General features: G+C 51.5%; 27 protein-coding genes and 1 pseudogene. 24 read left to right on the top strand and 4 right to left on the bottom strand.

Translation table 11 applies throughout. The features are described 5' to 3' along the window. The first annotated feature begins 13 nt into the window (after window positions 1-13). Window positions 14-301: a hypothetical protein gene (locus tag DHB74_RS12995; protein WP_143063092.1), complete on the top strand. Its 288-nt coding sequence runs from the start codon at window positions 14-16 to the stop codon at window positions 299-301. A gap of 27 nt (window positions 302-328) precedes the next feature. On the opposite strand, the gene DHB74_RS12990 is transcribed toward DHB74_RS12995, so the two are convergent. Genes DHB74_RS12990 through DHB74_RS12975 form a run of 4 tightly spaced genes read right to left on the bottom strand, consistent with a single transcriptional unit; the run spans window position 329 to window position 2,816 of the window. Next, on the bottom strand, window positions 329-1,069 hold the full coding sequence (locus tag DHB74_RS12990; protein ID WP_051611372.1) for an MBL fold metallo-hydrolase: 741 nt from the start codon (window positions 1,067-1,069) through the stop codon (window positions 329-331). 38 nt (window positions 1,070-1,107) lie between these two features. Further along, window positions 1,108-1,953 (bottom strand): sulfite exporter TauE/SafE family protein, encoded by an 846-nt coding sequence (locus tag DHB74_RS12985; protein ID WP_218144735.1) that lies wholly within the window; start codon window positions 1,951-1,953, stop codon window positions 1,108-1,110. A 15-nt stretch (window positions 1,954-1,968) separates the two neighbouring features. Then, entirely contained in the window at window positions 1,969-2,496 is a 528-nt protein-coding gene (locus DHB74_RS12980) for a rhodanese-like domain-containing protein (protein WP_036992889.1), read from the bottom strand. Between the two features lie 2 nt (window positions 2,497-2,498). After that, on the bottom strand, window positions 2,499-2,816 hold the full coding sequence (locus DHB74_RS12975) for an ArsR/SmtB family transcription factor (RefSeq protein WP_036992888.1): 318 nt from the start codon (window positions 2,814-2,816) through the stop codon (window positions 2,499-2,501). A 181-nt stretch (window positions 2,817-2,997) separates the two neighbouring features. Between DHB74_RS12975 and DHB74_RS12970 the strand changes: the two are divergent. The 23 genes and pseudogenes from DHB74_RS12970 to DHB74_RS12860 all read left to right on the top strand — a co-directional run. Further along, window positions 2,998-3,288, top strand: a pseudogene (locus DHB74_RS12970) (glutamate--tRNA ligase family protein); the annotation flags it as partial. A gap of 38 nt (window positions 3,289-3,326) precedes the next feature. Next, entirely contained in the window at window positions 3,327-3,554 is a 228-nt protein-coding gene (locus DHB74_RS12965; protein ID WP_143063093.1) for an antibiotic biosynthesis monooxygenase family protein, read from the top strand. A gap of 181 nt (window positions 3,555-3,735) precedes the next feature. Continuing rightward, window positions 3,736-3,942: a ParD-like family protein gene (locus tag DHB74_RS12960; RefSeq protein WP_216096228.1), complete on the top strand. Its 207-nt coding sequence runs from the start codon at window positions 3,736-3,738 to the stop codon at window positions 3,940-3,942. Continuing rightward, window positions 3,935-4,708 carry a type I methionyl aminopeptidase gene (gene map / locus DHB74_RS12955; RefSeq protein ID WP_499161661.1) on the top strand — a complete coding sequence of 258 codons (774 nt, stop codon included), beginning with the start codon at window positions 3,935-3,937 and terminating at the stop codon, window positions 4,706-4,708. Before DHB74_RS12960 ends, map (DHB74_RS12955) begins: the two co-directional genes overlap by 8 nt. Before the next feature lie 100 nt (window positions 4,709-4,808). Then, entirely contained in the window at window positions 4,809-5,135 is a 327-nt protein-coding gene (locus tag DHB74_RS12950; protein ID WP_499161660.1) for a hypothetical protein, read from the top strand. 503 nt (window positions 5,136-5,638) lie between these two features. Next, a complete protein-coding gene (locus tag DHB74_RS12945) occupies window positions 5,639-6,100 on the top strand; it encodes a methyltransferase family protein (protein WP_193076155.1) in 462 nt (153 codons plus the stop codon). Window positions 6,101-6,187: 87 nt separating this feature from the next. Next, window positions 6,188-6,598, top strand: coding sequence for a hypothetical protein (locus DHB74_RS12940; protein ID WP_499161659.1), 411 nt, complete (start codon window positions 6,188-6,190; stop codon window positions 6,596-6,598). A gap of 147 nt (window positions 6,599-6,745) precedes the next feature. Further along, window positions 6,746-7,363, top strand: a complete 618-nt coding sequence (locus tag DHB74_RS12935; protein WP_499161658.1) for a hypothetical protein — start codon at window positions 6,746-6,748, stop codon at window positions 7,361-7,363. A gap of 128 nt (window positions 7,364-7,491) precedes the next feature. Then, on the top strand, window positions 7,492-8,052 hold the full coding sequence (locus tag DHB74_RS12930; RefSeq protein WP_499161657.1) for a hypothetical protein: 561 nt from the start codon (window positions 7,492-7,494) through the stop codon (window positions 8,050-8,052). A gap of 86 nt (window positions 8,053-8,138) precedes the next feature. Next, window positions 8,139-8,885, top strand: coding sequence for a type I methionyl aminopeptidase (map, locus tag DHB74_RS12925; protein WP_499161656.1), 747 nt, complete (start codon window positions 8,139-8,141; stop codon window positions 8,883-8,885). A 316-nt stretch (window positions 8,886-9,201) separates the two neighbouring features. Then, entirely contained in the window at window positions 9,202-9,570 is a 369-nt protein-coding gene (locus tag DHB74_RS12920) for a hypothetical protein (protein WP_499161655.1), read from the top strand. A 115-nt stretch (window positions 9,571-9,685) separates the two neighbouring features. After that, complete coding sequence (locus DHB74_RS12915) at window positions 9,686-10,006, top strand: VOC family protein (RefSeq protein ID WP_499161654.1); 321 nt, start codon at window positions 9,686-9,688, stop codon at window positions 10,004-10,006. A 188-nt stretch (window positions 10,007-10,194) separates the two neighbouring features. After that, on the top strand, window positions 10,195-10,614 hold the full coding sequence (locus DHB74_RS12910; RefSeq protein ID WP_499161653.1) for a VOC family protein: 420 nt from the start codon (window positions 10,195-10,197) through the stop codon (window positions 10,612-10,614). A 96-nt stretch (window positions 10,615-10,710) separates the two neighbouring features. Then, complete coding sequence (locus DHB74_RS12905; protein WP_499161652.1) at window positions 10,711-11,361, top strand: glutathione S-transferase family protein; 651 nt, start codon at window positions 10,711-10,713, stop codon at window positions 11,359-11,361. 222 nt (window positions 11,362-11,583) lie between these two features. After that, on the top strand, window positions 11,584-11,949 hold the full coding sequence (locus DHB74_RS12900; RefSeq protein ID WP_280165237.1) for a glyoxalase superfamily protein: 366 nt from the start codon (window positions 11,584-11,586) through the stop codon (window positions 11,947-11,949). 105 nt (window positions 11,950-12,054) lie between these two features. Next, complete coding sequence (locus DHB74_RS12895) at window positions 12,055-12,744, top strand: DUF899 domain-containing protein (RefSeq protein ID WP_499161651.1); 690 nt, start codon at window positions 12,055-12,057, stop codon at window positions 12,742-12,744. Between the two features lie 181 nt (window positions 12,745-12,925). Further along, window positions 12,926-13,582, top strand: a complete 657-nt coding sequence (locus DHB74_RS12890) for a glutathione S-transferase family protein (protein WP_499161650.1) — start codon at window positions 12,926-12,928, stop codon at window positions 13,580-13,582. Between the two features lie 117 nt (window positions 13,583-13,699). After that, entirely contained in the window at window positions 13,700-14,080 is a 381-nt protein-coding gene (locus DHB74_RS12885; protein WP_499161649.1) for a phosphopantetheine adenylyltransferase, read from the top strand. A 196-nt stretch (window positions 14,081-14,276) separates the two neighbouring features. Further along, on the top strand, window positions 14,277-14,879 hold the full coding sequence (locus DHB74_RS12880; RefSeq protein ID WP_499161648.1) for a TetR/AcrR family transcriptional regulator: 603 nt from the start codon (window positions 14,277-14,279) through the stop codon (window positions 14,877-14,879). 136 nt (window positions 14,880-15,015) lie between these two features. Further along, window positions 15,016-16,170 (top strand): MFS transporter, encoded by a 1,155-nt coding sequence (locus tag DHB74_RS12875; RefSeq protein WP_499161647.1) that lies wholly within the window; start codon window positions 15,016-15,018, stop codon window positions 16,168-16,170. Window positions 16,171-16,293: 123 nt separating this feature from the next. After that, on the top strand, window positions 16,294-16,602 hold the full coding sequence (locus DHB74_RS12870) for a putative quinol monooxygenase (protein ID WP_499161646.1): 309 nt from the start codon (window positions 16,294-16,296) through the stop codon (window positions 16,600-16,602). 69 nt (window positions 16,603-16,671) lie between these two features. Next, window positions 16,672-17,367 (top strand): class I SAM-dependent methyltransferase, encoded by a 696-nt coding sequence (locus tag DHB74_RS12865; RefSeq protein ID WP_499161645.1) that lies wholly within the window; start codon window positions 16,672-16,674, stop codon window positions 17,365-17,367. A 138-nt stretch (window positions 17,368-17,505) separates the two neighbouring features. Beyond that, the gene (locus DHB74_RS12860; protein ID WP_499161644.1) at window positions 17,506-18,135 is read left to right on the top strand and encodes a Rossmann-fold NAD(P)-binding domain-containing protein; all 630 of its coding nucleotides are present in this window, start codon (window positions 17,506-17,508) and stop codon (window positions 18,133-18,135) included. Window positions 18,136-18,150: the final 15 nt, after the last annotated feature.

The following is an 18,150-nucleotide window of genomic DNA, read 5'->3' as shown; positions in this document are numbered from 1 at the left end:
AAATTGGAGCGGTATGACCACCACAATATTACTCACCATTTTATCTTGCTGCGCTGGTTTTGTTGCGTCGGCATGTTTTGCTTTCGGTTCAACATTCAACAATGCGCGGAAGCTTGCCGCACTATCACGCCAGACATGGAAAGCAAATGAGCAGCTTCTTGAGTCTACTGTAATGCAGTCCGCTCAATACATGACCGGCTCAATTTTTTGCAGTTTTCGGGCATTGGCTTCGCTATCGCTCCGCAACTGCGCACTGTCAAAAGCCGGGTTGCAGCGCCCTGTTTTACAAGAAGTAAATTAGAGGCGTAAAAAGGTGAGAGAATTTCTCTCACCCTCCCTGACTGCGATCAGCAGGCTGCGTCAGCGTTTGTTGCTCCGGCTGCCCACAGGCGCGATTAGCGGGTACGGCGACATCCATCATTTTGGGATTCGGCAGATTCAGATTGCTCATCAACTCCACGTAGGCCTGCACATCCTTCACTTGCAGGCGCGGGTTGTGCGCCTTTTCTTCATCAATCGTACTCATGGTCCAGCCCTTATAGTCATGGGCGGGATACACCAAGGTATCGCCGGGCAGTTGCAGCAGTTTGGCAAATAAGCTGTGGTATTGATCTACCGCGCTGCCGTTTTGAAAATCCGTGCGACCGGTGCCGCGAATCAGCAAGGTATCGCCAGTAAATGCGTAAGTTTGTCCCTGATGACGCAACACAAAGGTGTAAGAATCGTCGGTATGACCCGGTGTAAACATCGCTTGCAGCGTGAGCTTGCCAATCGTTACTTCATCACCATCGCTCAGCAATTCAGATACGCAGCTGGATTGCGCTTTTTCACCCAGCAAGGTGATACACCCGGTAGCATCGCGCAAATCACCGGCACCGGTTACGTGATCGGCGTGCGTGTGCGTATCCAGAACATAAACCAGTCGAAGATTCAGCTCGTCCAGCAACTGCAGATATTTGGGCACCTCTTCTTTGACGGTATCAATCAGTGCTGCCTCGCCGGTTTCGCGGCAACCAATGAGGTAAGTGTAAGTGCTGGATTCTCGTTCAAACAGTTGGCGAAAAATCATAAGTCACCTCATGCAATATCAATAACAGGGTTTAGTCTTCAGCTGGGTGTAAACATCACTGGCGCCAGCTTTTGTATCAACGTTAACAGCGCAATCATTAACAGCGTCAGGGCAAATAATTTTTGCAGCAGTGCGTTAGCGATTCGGTGACTGACCTTCTGCCCTGACCACATTCCAATCACCCCGCCAAATACCACCAGCGCCAGCAGCGAAACATTATTTTGCTCGCTCAACAGCAGGTGACTAATAAACCCCGAGCTACTGACCAGCGCGATAACCATCAGCGATGTGTTAACCGCCTGCGCCATACTGATAGGGCTTAACGCCAATAACAGTGGCACGATCAGAAAGCCACCACCGACACCGAATAAACCGGACAACAAACCGACCACCACACCGCCGATCAACAATCCACTGACGCATCGCGGCCGTAATTCAAACTGTCCACTCTGACTCAGGTTACACAGCAGCCCCGGCCGCTCGGTGTGCGAAAAATCACCGGCGCGAACGATGGTCGCCGCTTCAGGATCACGCACCGCGCTGTACCACATACGCAGCGCAATAATTAGCGCCAGCACACTGAAACCCACTACGAGCAGCTGTTCATCAATCCGCAATCCCAGCCATTTTCCGAAAGGTGCGGTGAGCGCACCCACCGTGGCCAGAATGACGCCGGGCTTCCATAAAATCGGATGCTGCTGAAACCCGCCCCGCAGGCTGCCATATAAGGTACTGGCGGCGACCGTGCCTAATGACAGGCCCACCGCTTCGGTCATAGGCAAACCGGCGAACATCAACAAAGGCACCGCAAAAACCGATCCGCCTGCGCCGGTCAAACCCAGCACCAAACCAATCACCAGCCCGATCAGGATCAAGGTCATCATGACTCGACTCGCTGCTTATTTATTCCAGGGCGCGCGGGCCAGCAATTTGCCCATCAGGCAGGCATTGGTTACGCCCGCAAAAATCAGCCCCGCGCCGACAAATGCCGAGAGTCCGTAAAAGCCGGCGTGAACCCAGGTTCCTAACACGACACCCACTAAAACCAGTGTTCCCGCCACAATACGCACCTGCTGTTCAAGTGACATTGGCTTTGTTGTCGCGCTCTGCGTCACGGCGATATTGCACTTTTGCACTTCGTTCATGCCGCCTTCAATCACGCACAGTTCCAGATCAACTTTGCCTGTCAATTGCTGCGCCGCCTGTTCCGCCCGCTTACCGCCCTGGCATAACAGATAAACACAAGAACCCTGCTTGCCCGATTTTTCGAGCTCGCTGCGCAAACGCTCCGGCGTCAACTCGTGTAGTGGAATATGCAGCGCTCCGGGCAAGCCCGCCGCCGCGACTTCGGGTGCGGTGCGCACATCTAACACGCACAGCTCGGCAGAGGCATTGGTTAACAAATCTCTCGGATGAATACGTTTCATACTTACCTCTCCTCGGTGGGACAATAAATGGATTGCAACACCGTAATAATTTTGGTCGCGGCATCACCCTTCAGACGGTAATACACCGTTTGCGCTTCTTTGCGCGTCTCGACCAATTCAGACTCGCGCAAACTGGCCAGGTGCTGAGACAGAGCCGACTGACTCAGCGGCACCCGCTCATTGAGTTCGCTCACCGACATTTCGCCACCGACCAGCGTGCACAAAATCATCAAACGATTTTCGTTCGACAGCGACTTCATCAGCGCCGCCGCAGCGCGAGCGTGCTCACGCATAGCGGCCAGACTTTCACTTGTAATCATCAATGACTACCTCAGCGTAAATCGACATTTTTAGTATATTAGCAATTAATAAATTAGCAAGTGCTAATGTATTGATCTGCATCAAGCCAGTGCTAAACAGAGCAATTTACTTTCTCGCCACCTTGCGCGGGACTCACTCCAAACCCGGCCGCTAAAGCCGTATAATGCCCGCCTTTTCTCGATGACTGTTCGCACCCGCATTGCTCACTCTCTCACCGGCGATCCACACGTCGGCACCGCTTACATTGCACTGTTTAACCTGTGCTTCGCGCGCCAGCACGGCGGCCAGTTTTTACTGCGCATCGAAGACACCGATCAGACCCGCAGCACGCCAGAATCGGAACAGGCAATATTTGACAGCCTGCGCTGGTTAGGTCTGGAGTGGGATGAAGGGCCAGACATGGGCGGCCCACACGGTCCCTATCGCCAAAGCGAACGCATGGACATCTACGGTAAATACGCCCACGGTTTACCTCACACCGTACTGTCGGTGATAAAGGATACGGATTAATGGCAGATAGGATGGTTGAGCTGGCTTCTTCACAGCCTGGGTTTCTCGGCATTGAGTCCGCAAGAGAAGAGGTCGATATAACCGTTTCGTACTGGGCCGATATCGAGTCAATCACAGCATGGAAGGCTAATGTTGAGCATCGGGAGGCACAGGAGAAAGGTCGTAGAGAGTGGTATTCTGATTTTAGAGTAAGAATATCCAAGGTTGAGCGCGAATATGGCATTTAACAAGCGCAAGCAGTCAGAAATATTTTCCGTTCCTTGTTTTGCGGTTTAACGCTACGCTACCGCAAAACAATCCACTCCAAATATTCCGCTGTTGCGGGCGTTAAATTCCTCGCTGACCATATTGCCAGTCTGCCATCGCTGATATATGATTCGTATGCATATCGTATATCAAGGGGTTGCTATGGGAATTGTTAAGATTGACGACGAACTACATGGGGAGATTCGCAAGGCGAGTTCAGTTATGGTTCGCTCTATCAATGCTCAGGCTGAGTATTGGATAAAGGTTGGCATGCTCGCCGAGGCGAACCCCAGTATGTCTTTTACTGACATCATGCGCGATCAAATGAAGCTGGCCGAAGTTGATATAAGGAAGGCTGTCGGTGGCTAGCGTAAAACTGAAAAGTGCTGAAGAATTGAGCGTAATGCGGGAGTCCGGTCGGCTTCTGGCGACTGTTTTTGATCACCTTGACGGCTTTATTGAGGTTGGGGTCTCAACGATGGAGATCAATGATTTGGCGGACAGGTACATTACTGATCAGCTGTGTGCTCGTCCAGCAAGTAAGGGTCAGTATGGGTATCAGTATGTTCTGAATAGCTCTGTAAATCGCGTTGTATGCCACGGTGTACCTTCAACCACTCAGAAGCTGAAATCCGGTGATATTATCAACGTTGATATCACGTTGGAGCAGGGCGGATTTATCGCTGACTCCAGCAAAATGTACATGATCGGTGACGTGACTCCCACAGCCAAGCGTTTGGTCGATAAAACCTATGAGGCAATGTGGGAAGGGATACGGACTGTAAAGCCCGGCGCGACCCTTGGCGATATTGGTCACGCCGTTCAGAGCCACGCCCAGAAACACGGCTATTCTGTTGTTCGCGAATATTGTGGGCATGGAATTGGGCGAGAAATGCATGAGGAGCCACAGGTTCTGCATTATGGCCAGGCAGGTAAAGGTTTAGCTCTGCAAGAAGGGATGGTGTTTACCATAGAGCCCATGATTAATCAGGGAAAGGCCAAAGTTAAGTTGAAGAAAGATGGGTGGACCGTTGTCACCAGCGATAAGAAATTATCTGCTCAGTGGGAGCATACAATCGCCGTTACCTCCGATGGTTACGAGGTTCTGACGCTCAGAGCCGAAGAGCGAATTTAACAATCGCAGGCACAGCGACGGCTTTCTCGTTGCTGCTTCCCCTTCACTGCAAAGCCGCGCGTGCTGCGGGCGTTATGTGCAAATATGAAATCCCGCAAACATGAAATGCGTTTCTAAAGAAAATCTAATAAAAACTTATTTAGCATTAGTGTATCTCTTTCTAGCACTAGGTTTTTCAACGCCTGTTGTTACTGACCTCATGTTTTCAAACTCTCACGAGAATTTATATAAATTAGCTGTTCCAGCACTAGCAGTTTTACTTGTGGCATGGTTTCAAAAATCTGCACACGGATTGTTAAATCAAAGCGGTTCATTTGCCGTTCCAGGGGAATACGAGTTAAGGCAAAAACATTTACTTCATGTAAACCGCTTAGAGTGGGCGTGGCTCATTTTGGCTATATTTGGTGTGGTCTATGCCGCATTATAATGCACACAACAAGCCGCTTAAATTCATTTCGGCCATAAAAATCATGGCCTGCATCGGACTCGCTAACGCTCGCCGTTTAGCGGGGCGTTATGCAGGCCGTACATGAATAGAGCTTTAAGTATCTCATTACTGGTTCAACTGCTATTGATCGCGGGATTCCTGGGGCTCGCATGGCAAGCGGATCAAGTAATGGATAAATCCGGTATCGGGGATGTAGAAGCTTGGCGTCGCTTTAGTGCTTTCGCCGGTATCGCTTTCTATGGCTTCGCATTTTTATGGTTGGCCACGATTATTCTGTCGCTTGCTGGTCGAGTCTTCCGAACATCAAAGGCCCAGCTTGCGATTGGGTTGCCGCCGTTAGCTCTGGCTACGGGCTGGTGCCTTTCGTGGGTGATCTAGCAATGCATAACAATCGCAGGCACAGCGACGGCTTTTTCATTGCGGCTGCGCCTCCATTGCAAAGCTGCGCCGGTGTTTGAGGCGTTATGCCTCAAGGGGTAACAATGATGATTCTTGAAAACAAAATTCCGCCACCAATAGTAGCAGTTATTTTTGGAATTTTAATGTGGTGCGTCTCTGATGGACTAAGCGATCCCAGAGAAATTGGTATGGTGAGAGTTGCCGCGATATTTTTAGCGATTCTAGTTGGGGCGCTATTCTGTCTGTCAGGTGTTATGGCGTTTAGGTCTGCCAAAACAACAGTCAATCCGCTCAAACCGGAATCTGCTTCTTCGTTGGTCAAGTCTGGTATATATCGGTTCTCTCGGAATCCAATGTATGTTGGATTTGCTCTCTTTTTGGTTTCTTGGGCGTTTTACTTGGGATCGAATTTGACTATGTTCGGTGTGCTGGGTTTCGTGCTATTTATTACTCGGTACCAAATTTTGCCTGAAGAGCGAGCAATGATTGCATTGTTTGGTGACGAGTTTAAGGAGTATTCAAAGACTGTTCGTCGTTGGCTTTAGGCATAACAAGTCGTGCCATTCGCTGCCTTCGGCAGCTGGGACGCCGCTACGCGGCGCCCATGCACATCCACGTTAATTGGTAAAGCTATGGAACCTGTCATCCAGGAAGAACCAACTGGCTGCGGTATTGCGGCAAGTGCTGCACTTGCCGGTGTCAGTTACGCGGAGGCCAAGCAAAAGGCAAACGCACTGGGCATTTATGCGGCAGACACATCGCTCTGGTCAGAAACAAGTCATGTTCGGACGCTACTTCGTGAATTAGGAATCTCCGTTTCGCCCAAAGAAACACCGTTCAAAACGTGGGAAAGACTGCCGGACAAAGCGCTGTTGGCTATCAAATGGCGCACCGAGCAGGGCAAACCGTTCTGGCACTGGGTTGTTTTTATCAGGGAGTATGGCGAGGTCAAGGTGCTGGATTCCAAGAAAGCACTGAAATCCAATACCCGTAAAGATTTCGGGCGTATCAAGCCGAAGTGGTACATTGAAGTGTCCAATTAACAAGTCGCTGTAGTACGCGGCCGATGGCCGCCGGACGCCCTTTACATTGCGGCTTCGCCTTCATTCCAAGGTCGCCGCTAAGCTCAGCGTTAGACACTGCAAAGAAATCGCGCTGAGCGCACTTTAAGATCATTAAGAGATAAAAAATTGAGAAAACTACTCATAGCAATAGCCATATTGATCTCATACCCAGCCATCACACACGCTGAAAATTATAGATTCGACGGGCTTTATGAAATATCCGCACCAGGAGACTGGCGCGTTGTATCTAGCTCTCATGCGACCGAGCTAATGAAGCAAGCGGGCAAAATCGCTAACACGGCAAAAGCAGAACTCGATGTCGATCTAAAGGATATCGCCACTCCTTTCATGATCTACAAAGAAAAGAGCAATGAAGCATTCCTAACAAGAGTCATGGTCGGACCTCCAGAGCTAACAAAAGAAGAATTTGATGGCCTGACAGTTTCAGACATTAACACTCTAGGAGATGAACTCTCCAAAAGACAAAATGAAATCATGAGAGCTTCTGGAATCAGGCTAATTTCATCGCAGTCCGGCACAGGCACATTCAAAGGCACTCCAGCAGTTAGGACTGAAAGCATATCTTACAACTCTAAGGGCTTTAAAGTTTCGCGGGCGCAGTACATTGTGTATCGCACATCCGCAACCCTGATAATTAGCTTGGAGCACACCGTGCTTAGCGGCGAACCAAACTACAAGCTAATAGAAAACCAAATATCCAGCTTCAATGTCCTAGCGCAGTGATGAACTCGAAACTATCGTGCAAGCAGCGTCTAACAACTGGTTCAAGTCGTTCGCTTCGCTCACTCGGGACCGGCTAAAGCCGGCCCCTTAACCAAACGTTATGTACTCATTTGACATTGGAGTAGCCTTTGAAAATATATTACGTTGACGCTGAGAATATCGGCCTCAGCATGCTGGATGAGCTAACGATTTCCATCCTCGATAGAGTATTCGTCTTCACAAACTCAGAAAGCCTTAAATCTGCATGCGGCAATGCCCTATTAACCTGCGTAAGCGGATATCCCTCGGGGCAAAACCAAGCAGACTTCTACATAATCGCTCATCTATCTAATGTCCTGTCACACCTCTCAAAAGCTGAGAAAAAAGCAATAGAGTTTAATCTTTGTTCCAAAGACCAAAGTCTTTGGAAGGCTTTTGAATTTCAATGCAACCTCGCAGGTGTTAAATCTAGTGCTCCAAATATCGCTATTGAAACCGAAAACAATAATGTTGTTGTCGCAATTGACACATCTCTTGAGGCAAAAATTCTCAAACTAATGTCCCAACCAATCACATCAATTGAAATTCAACAGAAGCTAAATATCCCACAGTCAAATTTCACTACGTCATTCAACCAGCTTATAAAATCCGGAAAAATCAAGCGTCAGGAAAAATCAAAGAAGCACTGGCAGCGAGTTAAGAGCACATAACAACTGGTTCAAATCGCTCGCTCCGCTCACTGGGACGGGCTAAAGCCCGCCCCTTAACCAAACGTTAGCTTTCACGAGGAATCCGCATGACCATTGAAACGCAAGAAGACATCGTTGGATTGAAACGAATTGGGCAAATAGTGTCGTTGGTACTTCAACGAATGCTTGACGCTGCGGAGCCGGGGATGACGACCCGCGAACTGGATCAGATTGGTGATCGGCTGTTGTCGGAATACGGTGCTCGTTCTGCACCGAAGCTGACATACGACTTCCCTGGCGCAACCTGCATCAGCATCAATGAGCAGGCAGCGCACGGAATTCCAGGAGATCGGGTTATTCAGGCAGGAGATGTTCTGAACGTGGATGTGTCGGCAGAGCTGGACGGATACTTTGCCGATACCGGTGGAACCATTGTAATTCCCCCGACCACACCGCTAAAAACTTGCTTGTGCCACGCTACTCGCACAGCGTTGGCTGAGGCAATGAAGTGCGCTAGAGCAGGTAAACCTATCAATGGGATCGGCGCTGCCATACAGCGTACAGCAAAGACATATGGTTTCAGGATCATCGAGAATCTTGGCAGTCACGGAGTTGGCAGAGCGTTGCACGAGGAGCCGGAGCATATCGCCGGGTACTTCGATCCGTCAGATCAGCGAATTCTCAAAGAAGGCATGGTTATTACCATAGAGCCGTTTCTATCGACAAAAAGCCGTATCGTCACAGAAGAGGCTGATGGTTGGACACTTTCAGGAGCGATGGGAAACCTGTCTGCACAGTACGAACATACAATGATCATCACGAAAGGCGCGCCAATCATCGTTACTCAACACTGACCGCAAGTGAAAGCTAATTCAGGCGTTAGCCGAATACCCTATCGAGCATTTTACTATGGACAAACCTTCAATTCTTGATGCGCTTCAAGTGGCCCATGACAAGTACTTTCGTCTTCTGTTGGAGAACTAACCGCTATTCCCCAAAGATGGCCCCTTCGCAGACTTTGGTCCTCCAGAGCTTTGCGACCTGGCTGTCGAGGTTCACTCATGCGTAATAGCGCTTGGCCCGAAAGCACGGCAGCGACTATTCCATCTTGGATTGGATTTGCTTTATCCTTTCGACAATCCAGTTGATCTTTTCAACTGGCGAGTCCGCGTGAAAAAGGAAAACATAGATCACACCACTTACGCATCCATCGCAATCCGGGTCGACTCGGAACTGAAGCGCATACGTAGAGTTTTTGAGCTTAGTGGTGAGGCTACCTATGAAGCCCTTCCAAGCGACGCATTTCTCGTTTCAAAAGATCGCTACAAGTCCGTTGCGGCAAGCGCCGAGGAATGTGACGGCGACGATGAATCTGGGCAAAAGGCACCACAATCGAATATGCATATCGACACAGTGAATATTCAGTACGCCGCTGATTCCCAAGCGGTGAGCAAGCTTGAGGCACTAGAAAAGGAAACCACCATTGGTGCCAATTTCTCCAACATCATCAGTTTTCTTCGGTCACTCTTCGGCAGCTAACCCTGCAGTGCAGGGGACGCTGCGCGATAAAGCCGCCCAGCGCCCCTGACCTTGAACGTTAGAGCTTCGTCATCAACCCGAGGTAAGAGCCATGCAAATCCAGTATCTTGAGATCGTGACCAAGGACGTAGATGCGGTGTGTGCTGTGTACGCCGCAATGAACGGCGTGGAGTTCGGCAAGCCAGACGCCGGGCTCGGCAACGCACGCACCGCCCCGTTGGCGGGCGGCGGACTTGTTGGGGTACGTGCGCCCTTGCGTGAGACAGAGGATCCGGTAGTGCGTCCCTACTGGCTAGTAGAAGACATCGAAGCCGCTGTTTCCGCTGTAGTTGAGGCAGGCGGACAGATCGCCGTTCCGCCCATGGAGATACCCGGCCACGGCACCTTCGCCATCTACCTCCAAGGCGGCAATGACCATGGGCTATGGCAGCTCTAGTCGTATATAGGTCAGTGCAGAAGCGGCCTATCAATTCGTTCAAGCAGCAGGGGGAACACGTTTGTAATCGGTTCACTTTCCCGATGAAGTGCAAGAATATTTTCTCGTTCCTGTCGACATCACGACTTCCTGTTCGACTACCAGAAGACCGCATTGGTGTCGGTTCAGCAACCTGGAGGAAGAGAACAATGTCCCGAATGATTTTCGTGAACCTGCCCGTAATTGACCTTGATGCATCGATGGCTTTCTACAAGTCCATCGGCTTTGAGAATAACCCGCATTTCACTGACGATACGGCTGCTTGCATGGTATGGAGCGAGGCGATCAATGTCATGCTGCTCACGCATGCCAAGTGGCGCACCTTTACCAGTCGTCCAATTCCACCAAAAACATCTAGCGAAGTGATGCTTGCCCTGTCGTGCGACAGTCGCGAGGCCGTCGATGCCATGAACGAGGTGGCTGCCGCAAATGGCGGAACCGCAGATATTAATCCCGTTCAGGATCTTGGTTTTATGTATAACCGTAACCTCGCTGACCCCGACAGCCACGTCTGGGAGGCAATGTGGATGGACCCGGCGGCGATACCACCGAAAGATCCAACAACCTGAAGTGAACGCACATAACATCGCGCTCCAGCCGACCGCTTTACGTTAGGCCGTACGAGCCAGTGCACTCAGACCCTCAATCAACTGGGAGTCATTCCAATGATCCCGACCATTACAGCCTTTGAAAGCTCACCGGATGAGGGGCAGGGACTGGCGCGTGACATGCGCGTTCGCTGGGCGCTCGAGGAAGTGGGTCAACCTTACGACGTTCGTCTTGTTTCGTTTAAAGCGATGAAGGAACTCGCGCATCGTAAACTCCATCCTTTTGGCCAGATTCCGACCTATGAAGAAGGCGATCTTGTTCTGTTTGAGTCGGGCGCGATCATATTTCATATCGCCGAACGCCATGCGGGCTTGCTGCCGGAGGACGCGAATGCGCGGGCGCGAGCGATCACATGGATGTTTGCCGCGCTCAATACCGTGGAACCGCCGATCGTCGAGCGCGAGCAGGTTCTTTACCAGGAGCACGGCAAGCCTTGGTACGAGGAGCGTCTGCCTATCATCGAGGATCGTGTTCGCGCGCGGTTGAATGATCTCTCCATCCGGCTAGGGGCAGCCGACTGGCTCGACGGTGCATTCAGCGGCGGCGACCTCTTGATGGTGCTGGTGCTGCGGAGGTTGGAAGGAACGGGTATTTTGGAGGAGTATCCGAACCTCTCCACCTATGTCGCCCGCGGCGAAGCGCGGCCCGCCTACAAGCGCGCGTTTGACGCTCAATTGGCGGTTTTTACTAGCAAGCAGCCCGGCTGATTGTAAGGTGTGGCCTAACAACACGCAGCACTCGCGGCCTACGACCGCTGGGATATCAGTCTGCTACGCGGATAGTCGCCCCGTGTGCTGTGCGTTAGCGAGACAAACTAGGAGGCATCGTGGATTCTGAAGCGTTTTTCTGGCGGAACTTCTCCGTTGCGGCTTCGCCTACAGTTCAAAGCTGCGCGTGTTGACAGCATCATGTTTTATCGAGGAATGAGCATGGAATTTCAAACAATACCTATCTTGCGCATTTTCGATGAAGGAAAAGCAAAAGAGTTTTATCTCGAATTTTTAGGTATGAGTCTGGACTGGGAGCACCGCTTTGAGGCCAATTTCCCGATATATATGCAGGTGTCAAAGGGGAATCTTGTCTTCCATCTCAGCGAGCATTCGGGCGATTGCACGCCTGGAAGCAAGGTGTTTGTCAACGTAAGTGACCTCGAAGCTCTCTATCACGAGGTTACTTCCCGCCCGTATCAGTACAGTAAGCCGGTAATTGAGCAGGCCCCATGGGGTGATCGTTGTTTTACGGTAATAGACCCGTTTTCAAACAGGGTGCTATTTAATGAGCCAACAAATACATAACACCTGTCTCAAATCCTTAGCTACGCACACTGGGACGGGCTAAAGCCCGCCCTGTAGCCGGGTATTGGCTCGCCAACCACATTGAACTAATAGGAGGCTCAGGTAATGACAACAAATAAGCAACCGCTACCGGAGGTCGTTTCTTCAGACGAATGGAAAGTAGCGCTGGATCAGCTTCTTGTAAAAGAAAAAGAACTAACCCGAGCAAGGGATGCACTGAATGCTGAGCGTAGGAGGCTGCCAATGGTTAAGGTGGCTAAGCACTATACGTTCCAGGGAGAAAACGGCGAAGCGTCCTTAATCGATTTGTTTGAAGGGCGTCGTCAGCTCATTGTTTATCATTTCATGTTTGCCCCAGAGTGGAAGGCGGGCTGTGACGGTTGCTCCTGGGTTGTAGATGCCATGACTCATCCGGCCCATTTGCATGCGCGCGATACCTCATTGGTTTTGGTGTCACGCGCACCAAGGGAAAAGCTCAAGCAGTATAGATTGCGGATGGGCTGGGCTACTCCTATCCCGTGGTATTCGTCTTACGAGAGCGACTTCAACTTCGATTTTGGTGCAACAACTGATAAAGGCGAGAGGCACGGTGTAAGTGTTTTTATTCGCGACGGAAATGACATCTATCGCACCTATTATACCGGCGCGCGTGGTGTCGAATATCTCGGCAGTCTTTGGACATACCTAGACCTGACCCCGTTTGGCCGTCAAGAAACCTGGGAAGACTCTCCCGAAGGCTGGCCGCAGACCGAGCCGTATGTATGGAATCGCCGCCACGACGAGTACGACGTCTGAAGCCTACACGCGCAATGTGCGCGCTGCCGTTACCCGAATACGACGGCATGTGTGTCAACCGTTGGGCAACCAGGAAGTAATTGGCGATTGTCGAATCCGGACAAGATCGAACGACTAGATAGTGACCTTGGTCATTCTGAGCGGGCCACCGCCTTGGAAAATAACTAGTCGGAGATCGTCAATGATTACAGTATATGGATTTGGGAAAGTAACCCCGCAGGTGATCGGGATCACGAGGGATTTGCGGGTATTCTGGGCGCTGGAAGAGTGCGATTTAGCATATCAGGTCCATGGCCTCGACGACTTCGCTGGGGAGCTGCAGAGCTCGGACTATTTGGAGATCAATCCATTCGGCAAGGTGCCGGCCATCGACGACGATGGGTGCATTATTTTTGAATCAGGTGCCATTGTCACCTACCTGGCCGAACAATCAGGGCGACTCATGCCCTCGAGCGGAGCGGAACGCGCGAAAGCCCTTCAGTGGGCGTTTGCCGCACTGGACACCGTCGAAACGCCCCTGACAGAGATCGCGGTGATTGACCTCTTCGAAGCGGATGCTGAATGGGCGAATCAGCGACGCTCCGCACTTGTGAAAATGGCTCGTGACCGCCTTGCGGTGCTAGACCGTACTCTTGTCGAGAAGGCTTACCTGCTCGGGGATCAATTCTCCTATCCAGATATTCTGATGGCGACCTCCCTGCATCAGGTCCAGCATACAGACCTTTTGAAGGCTTTCCCCAATGTGGTTTCTTATCTGGCGCGCTGCGAAGGCCGACCAGCTTGGCGCCAATGCCTCGGCACATACAAGCAGCGCTTGGCGGAAGCAGCAAGGTTATGATTATCTTAACTGCCTGTGCCCAACAAATCGCTTCAGCCGACGCGCTCCGCGATGGCTGGACCTCGTTTCACGCCGCCGTTTATGGCGAACGTTAAATCCACGGAGAAACGCGCAAGTATGGAGAAAATTGTCACCGGCCTGTTGGTGCTCGTAGGGATCATTCATCTCTTGCCCGTTTCTGGAGTTCTGGGCGTGGAGCGGTTGGCCGTCTTGTATGGTATCTCCCTCGGGGAGCCCAACATTGAAATCCTGATGCGGCACCGGGCTATCCTCTTCGGGCTCCTCGGCGTACTTCTGGTGTATGCAGCGTTTCAGCCGCCGCTACAAACACTGGCAATCATCGCGGGCCTCGTCAGCGTTGTGTCCTTTATCGCGATTGCTTGGTCCGTTGGCGGATACAATGAACCCATTCGCAGGGTCATCATTGCAGACATCATAGCCCTCGTCGCTCTCATTGCTGCAGGGGCAATTCATGTCGTCAGCCGCAACCAAATCTAGCCAGGCCGGGCCGAAGAGGTCATAAGAATGCCCGGCCTTGGATGTCTCCAGGCACCGCTACCCACCCAACTCAAACCAGCGCGCTAGGCCCATTCACACAGCTGTGGGGCCAGCATCTGTTTTTGCCGGAAATTAATTGACCGAACGTTACAGAACAACTATTATCCGGTTCTGACTCATCCAAGAGCTCCAGAATATGAGTAAGGAGAAGCTGCCAAGCCAAGGTCGCCCTCGGCAATTCGAGGACGAAGACGTCATTGATGCTGCTGTGGCGGTTTTCAGTGAGAATGGCTTTGCGGGCACTTCCGCTCAGGATCTATGCGATGGAACCGGTTTAGGCCGGGGCAGCCTCTATAACGCTTTTGGCAGTAAACAAGGGTTATATGAGCAAGCGTTGTTGCGCAGTCATGAAAAAAGCATGTCTGCACAGTTGGCCATTCTCAAAACATCAGGCTCTGCAAAAGAGCGGTTGCGCACCTTATTGCTCTGGGGCATTGCGGAAGACCTGGAGCAGGCAGAACAACATGACGCCATGGTTCTGTTCTCGGCATTGGAGCGCGGTAGCAAGGATGAAGCCGTAGCCAGTCTGAACAAGGAATATAGAGAGCGCTTGGAGAAGGCTCTGGTTTCTGTATTTACAGAAGGTCAGGCAAATAGAGAGTTCGGCAAGAAGGCCTCCGCTATCGAAATGGCAAGAGGGTTTTTGGCCGGGTATTACGGATTACGTGTTCTGAACAAGAATATTACGGATCAACGTATTCTTGATGATGTTGTGGCTGGGCTCCTGGCCAACCTGTAAGTTCGCACCCGTCGTTACTTCGATTTTTGTAATAACCATACCTTGATAGTCATCATGCCTCATCAGTGGTAGGGCGATGCGTGGTCATTTATCCATTTTTGTAATGTTTGTTAAATAACGTTGAGGGAAATAAGGAATGCCGTTGGTCATTTATATTCTGGGGTTGGCTATCTTCTCGATTGGTACCTCTGAGCTCATGGTGGCAGGGATGATGACCACCTTGTCTGAGGCTTTTGATATCACCATCGGTGAGGTTGGCCACCTGATTTCATACTTTGCTTTTGGAGTGATGCTGGGAGGCCCGGTGCTCACCTATGCGTTTCTCAAGCTGAAGATAGCTTATCGACCGACCCTGTTGGTATTGCTGGCATTGTATGTGCTGGTGCAGGGTTTGAGTGCCTTCATTTCCGACCATTCCATCTTGATTGCGGTGCGTGTGATTACCGGTGTGCTGTGTGCCGGCTGTCTCAGTTTGTCATTGGCGACCAGTATGGCGTTGGTATCCGCTGAGAACAGGCCTCGTGCTGCTGCCGTGATTATTGGTGGCTTCATGGTTTCCACTGTCTTTGGTGTTCCGCTGGCAACTATCATCAACCAGCATTGGGGCTGGCGCATCAGTTTTGGCCTGGTGGCGGTGCTGGTCCTGCTCTGTCTGCTGGTGTTGATTCGGATGCTGCCAAACTCGGGGGACCAGAACAGCCTGAAAATGACGGAGGAGCTCAAGGCATTTAAGAACATGGCGTATTGGAAGGCTTGCGCAACCAGCTGTTTGATCTTGGGGGCCAGCTTTGCGGCATTCAGCTACTTTGTGCCGGTTTTAACCACAGTGACTGGTCTTACCATGGAGGTGGTTCCCTTCATACTGATGCTCTATGGGGCGGCAAACATAGTAGGGAATATCGTCACCGGGCATTTTGCCTTCCGGCATAGCCTGATCATCATGGTTATCGGGCTGGCAGTGCTGAGCATGTCGTTAACCGGTATGGCATTGCTGGCGCAATATACGTGGTTCGCTGTGGCCTTTGTCATTTTGATCGGGCTGTCCGGGGTGCCCATGAACCCTGCGATGATGGCGCGCATCATCAGTGTGGCCCACCCCGGCCCGATGGTGAATGCAGTACATACTTCTGTTATCAATATCGGCCTGGGTGGAGGGACCTTTCTCGCCGGCTTGGCAATCTCTGCAGGCTATGATGTTCGTGCTGCATTATGGATAGGTGCTGTCCTGGCGGTATTGGGGCTATGCTCAGTGCTGCCTTACCTGCGTCGCGGAAGAGTAGGCTGGACCTGAAATCAGCTGATTCCTGAAAATGATCGGTTCAATCTGTTCCGTTCGCTTCGCTTAATGGGACGGGCCAGATCTCGTCCGTTAACCAAATGTTAGGTTTTTATACGACATGATCGCGAGGTTCCAATGACGTCTTTCGCACTTATTGTTAGGCACCAAACCCAGCCCGGGAAACGGGATGAAGTCCGTAAGGTCTGGGAAAAACACATGGCGCCGGCCGTAGCTGCCAATCCGGGGCATACCGCGTACTTTTACTGCTTTGATAATGCTGATCCGGATTCAATTAGCGCTTTCCAGCAATACGCCAGTGCCGAGGCGTCGCAGGAGTTCTTGAAGACAGACAGTTATGCGGCATATCTCGAAGAGGTTGAGCCGCTTCTGGCTGGCCCACCCCAGGTCACGGCTCTGACTCCGGTATGGACCAAAGAGGCCTGACAATTCATTCAAGCCGCCGCTACGCAGGCCGGCTTAACTCAGACGTAAGTACAATAAACGGAGAGTGAGATGCGTCAAGACGAAATAAAAGCTCTTTTTGATCAACAAGCTGCAAACTACGATACGCAGTGGGCGAAAACGGCATCAATCCGGAACTGCCTGCACTTATTGCTTGGGTCGCTGTTCGCAGAGCTACCTGCAGATGCAAGCATTCTCTGTGTTGGCGTGGGAACGGGCGATGAGCTGATCTACCTGGCGTCTCAGAATCCTGGTTGGACTTTTACCGCTGTGGAACCATCCGGCCCCATGCTTGATATCTGTAGGCAAAGGACCGAGGAAGAAGGCGTTGCATCTCGCTGCGCTTTTTACGAAGGTTACCTCGACTCACTTCCCGCTATCGAGAAGTATGACGCTGCAACCTGTTTTCTGGTTTCTCAGTTTATTTTGGAAGAACAGGAACGTTCCAGGTTTTTCAGCGAAATTGCTGAAAGGCTCCGGCCTAACGGGGTTCTTGCAAGCTCCGACTTGGCATCAGATGTTGAATCGCCAGAATACGATGTGTTGCTTCGTGCTTGGATGAATATGATGTCCGCAGCGGATATTTCACCCGAGGCGGTGGAGCGCATGCGCAAAGCCTACGCCAATGATGTTGGTGTTCTACCTCCGGCCAAGGTTGCATCGATCATTGAGGCTGGAGGGTTCGAGCTTCCTGTTCAGTTTTTTCAGTCTGGATTAATTCATGCCTGGCTCTCGAAACGAGCCTGAAACGGTGTTGCTTAACCAGGCAATACATGGGACAAGCGCGTGATTGCGAGGTTAGATGTCATGATGAATTATGGTGACTAAAGAAGCATACCCAGACGGTTCTAAATCACACGGCTGAGCTGGGCTGGAGAATTCGGAATGAAGTTATTGTTGGTGGGGGCAAGCGGTTTGGTCGGCAGTCATGTGCTGCAACGGGCGCTGGCCGATGTGCGTATCAGCGAGGTGGTGGCACCTTCGCGCCGCCCGCTGGATGAGCACCCGAAGCTGTTCGCGCCCTTGATTGATTTCGAGCAACTCCCGACAGATGCCCCCTGGTGGCAAGCCGATGCGGTGATATGCACTCTTGGCACTACCATGAAGCTGGCTGGATCCAGGGAAGCATTCAGGCGCGTGGACCACGATTATCCCCTTGCTGTAGCGAGACTCGCCCTTCAGCACGGCACGCCGACTTATGTCCTCAACTCCGCGGTGGGCGCCGATGCGACTTCGCGTTTTTTCTATAACAGGGTCAAGGGGGAATTGGAGCGTGATCTGGCCGGTTGTGGTTTCTCTTCGCTCACCCATGTGAGGCCGGGCTTGATCAGCGGTCCGCGTCAGGCGTTTCGGCTAGGGGAGCGGGCGGCGGAATGGGTACTGCAAGCCCTTGGCCCGGTCTTGCCACGGAGCATGCGGGTCAACCCGGCTGAGAATATCGCCCAAGCTTTGCTAGAGGCGGCTATTGACGCGCAGACGGGTATGCACGCTGTCAGGTCAGCGGCGTTGGTTTGAGCGCTACCCTCGGGA

It is taken from the genome of Pseudomonas sp. G11-1, assembly GCF_024031555.1.
Taxonomy (GTDB): domain Bacteria; phylum Pseudomonadota; class Gammaproteobacteria; order Pseudomonadales; family Pseudomonadaceae; genus Halopseudomonas; species Halopseudomonas bauzanensis.
This window is presented reverse-complemented; position numbering and strand designations above follow the sequence as displayed.

What these genes read in the sequence shown, in the direction of transcription:
- DHB74_RS12995 (WP_143063092.1), top strand. Translation starts at nt 14, where the DNA reads ATGACCACCACAATATTACTCACCATTTTATCTTGCTGCGCTGGTTTT.
- DHB74_RS12990 (WP_051611372.1), bottom strand. Translation starts at nt 1,069, where the DNA reads ATGATTTTTCGCCAACTGTTTGAACGAGAATCCAGCACTTACACTTAC.
- DHB74_RS12985 (WP_218144735.1), bottom strand. Translation starts at nt 1,953, where the DNA reads ATGATGACCTTGATCCTGATCGGGCTGGTGATTGGTTTGGTGCTGGGT.
- DHB74_RS12980 (WP_036992889.1), bottom strand. Translation starts at nt 2,496, where the DNA reads ATGAAACGTATTCATCCGAGAGATTTGTTAACCAATGCCTCTGCCGAG.
- DHB74_RS12975 (WP_036992888.1), bottom strand. Translation starts at nt 2,816, where the DNA reads ATGATTACAAGTGAAAGTCTGGCCGCTATGCGTGAGCACGCTCGCGCT.
- DHB74_RS12965 (WP_143063093.1), top strand. Translation starts at nt 3,327, where the DNA reads ATGGCAGATAGGATGGTTGAGCTGGCTTCTTCACAGCCTGGGTTTCTC.
- DHB74_RS12960 (WP_216096228.1), top strand. Translation starts at nt 3,736, where the DNA reads ATGGGAATTGTTAAGATTGACGACGAACTACATGGGGAGATTCGCAAG.
- DHB74_RS12950 (WP_499161660.1), top strand. Translation starts at nt 4,809, where the DNA reads ATGAAATGCGTTTCTAAAGAAAATCTAATAAAAACTTATTTAGCATTA.
- DHB74_RS12945 (WP_193076155.1), top strand. Translation starts at nt 5,639, where the DNA reads ATGATGATTCTTGAAAACAAAATTCCGCCACCAATAGTAGCAGTTATT.
- DHB74_RS12940 (WP_499161659.1), top strand. Translation starts at nt 6,188, where the DNA reads ATGGAACCTGTCATCCAGGAAGAACCAACTGGCTGCGGTATTGCGGCA.
- map (WP_499161656.1), top strand. Translation starts at nt 8,139, where the DNA reads ATGACCATTGAAACGCAAGAAGACATCGTTGGATTGAAACGAATTGGG.
- DHB74_RS12910 (WP_499161653.1), top strand. Translation starts at nt 10,195, where the DNA reads ATGTCCCGAATGATTTTCGTGAACCTGCCCGTAATTGACCTTGATGCA.
- DHB74_RS12905 (WP_499161652.1), top strand. Translation starts at nt 10,711, where the DNA reads ATGATCCCGACCATTACAGCCTTTGAAAGCTCACCGGATGAGGGGCAG.
- DHB74_RS12900 (WP_280165237.1), top strand. Translation starts at nt 11,584, where the DNA reads ATGGAATTTCAAACAATACCTATCTTGCGCATTTTCGATGAAGGAAAA.
- DHB74_RS12895 (WP_499161651.1), top strand. Translation starts at nt 12,055, where the DNA reads ATGACAACAAATAAGCAACCGCTACCGGAGGTCGTTTCTTCAGACGAA.
- DHB74_RS12890 (WP_499161650.1), top strand. Translation starts at nt 12,926, where the DNA reads ATGATTACAGTATATGGATTTGGGAAAGTAACCCCGCAGGTGATCGGG.
- DHB74_RS12885 (WP_499161649.1), top strand. Translation starts at nt 13,700, where the DNA reads ATGGAGAAAATTGTCACCGGCCTGTTGGTGCTCGTAGGGATCATTCAT.
- DHB74_RS12880 (WP_499161648.1), top strand. Translation starts at nt 14,277, where the DNA reads ATGAGTAAGGAGAAGCTGCCAAGCCAAGGTCGCCCTCGGCAATTCGAG.
- DHB74_RS12875 (WP_499161647.1), top strand. Translation starts at nt 15,016, where the DNA reads ATGCCGTTGGTCATTTATATTCTGGGGTTGGCTATCTTCTCGATTGGT.
- DHB74_RS12870 (WP_499161646.1), top strand. Translation starts at nt 16,294, where the DNA reads ATGACGTCTTTCGCACTTATTGTTAGGCACCAAACCCAGCCCGGGAAA.
- DHB74_RS12865 (WP_499161645.1), top strand. Translation starts at nt 16,672, where the DNA reads ATGCGTCAAGACGAAATAAAAGCTCTTTTTGATCAACAAGCTGCAAAC.
- DHB74_RS12860 (WP_499161644.1), top strand. Translation starts at nt 17,506, where the DNA reads ATGAAGTTATTGTTGGTGGGGGCAAGCGGTTTGGTCGGCAGTCATGTG.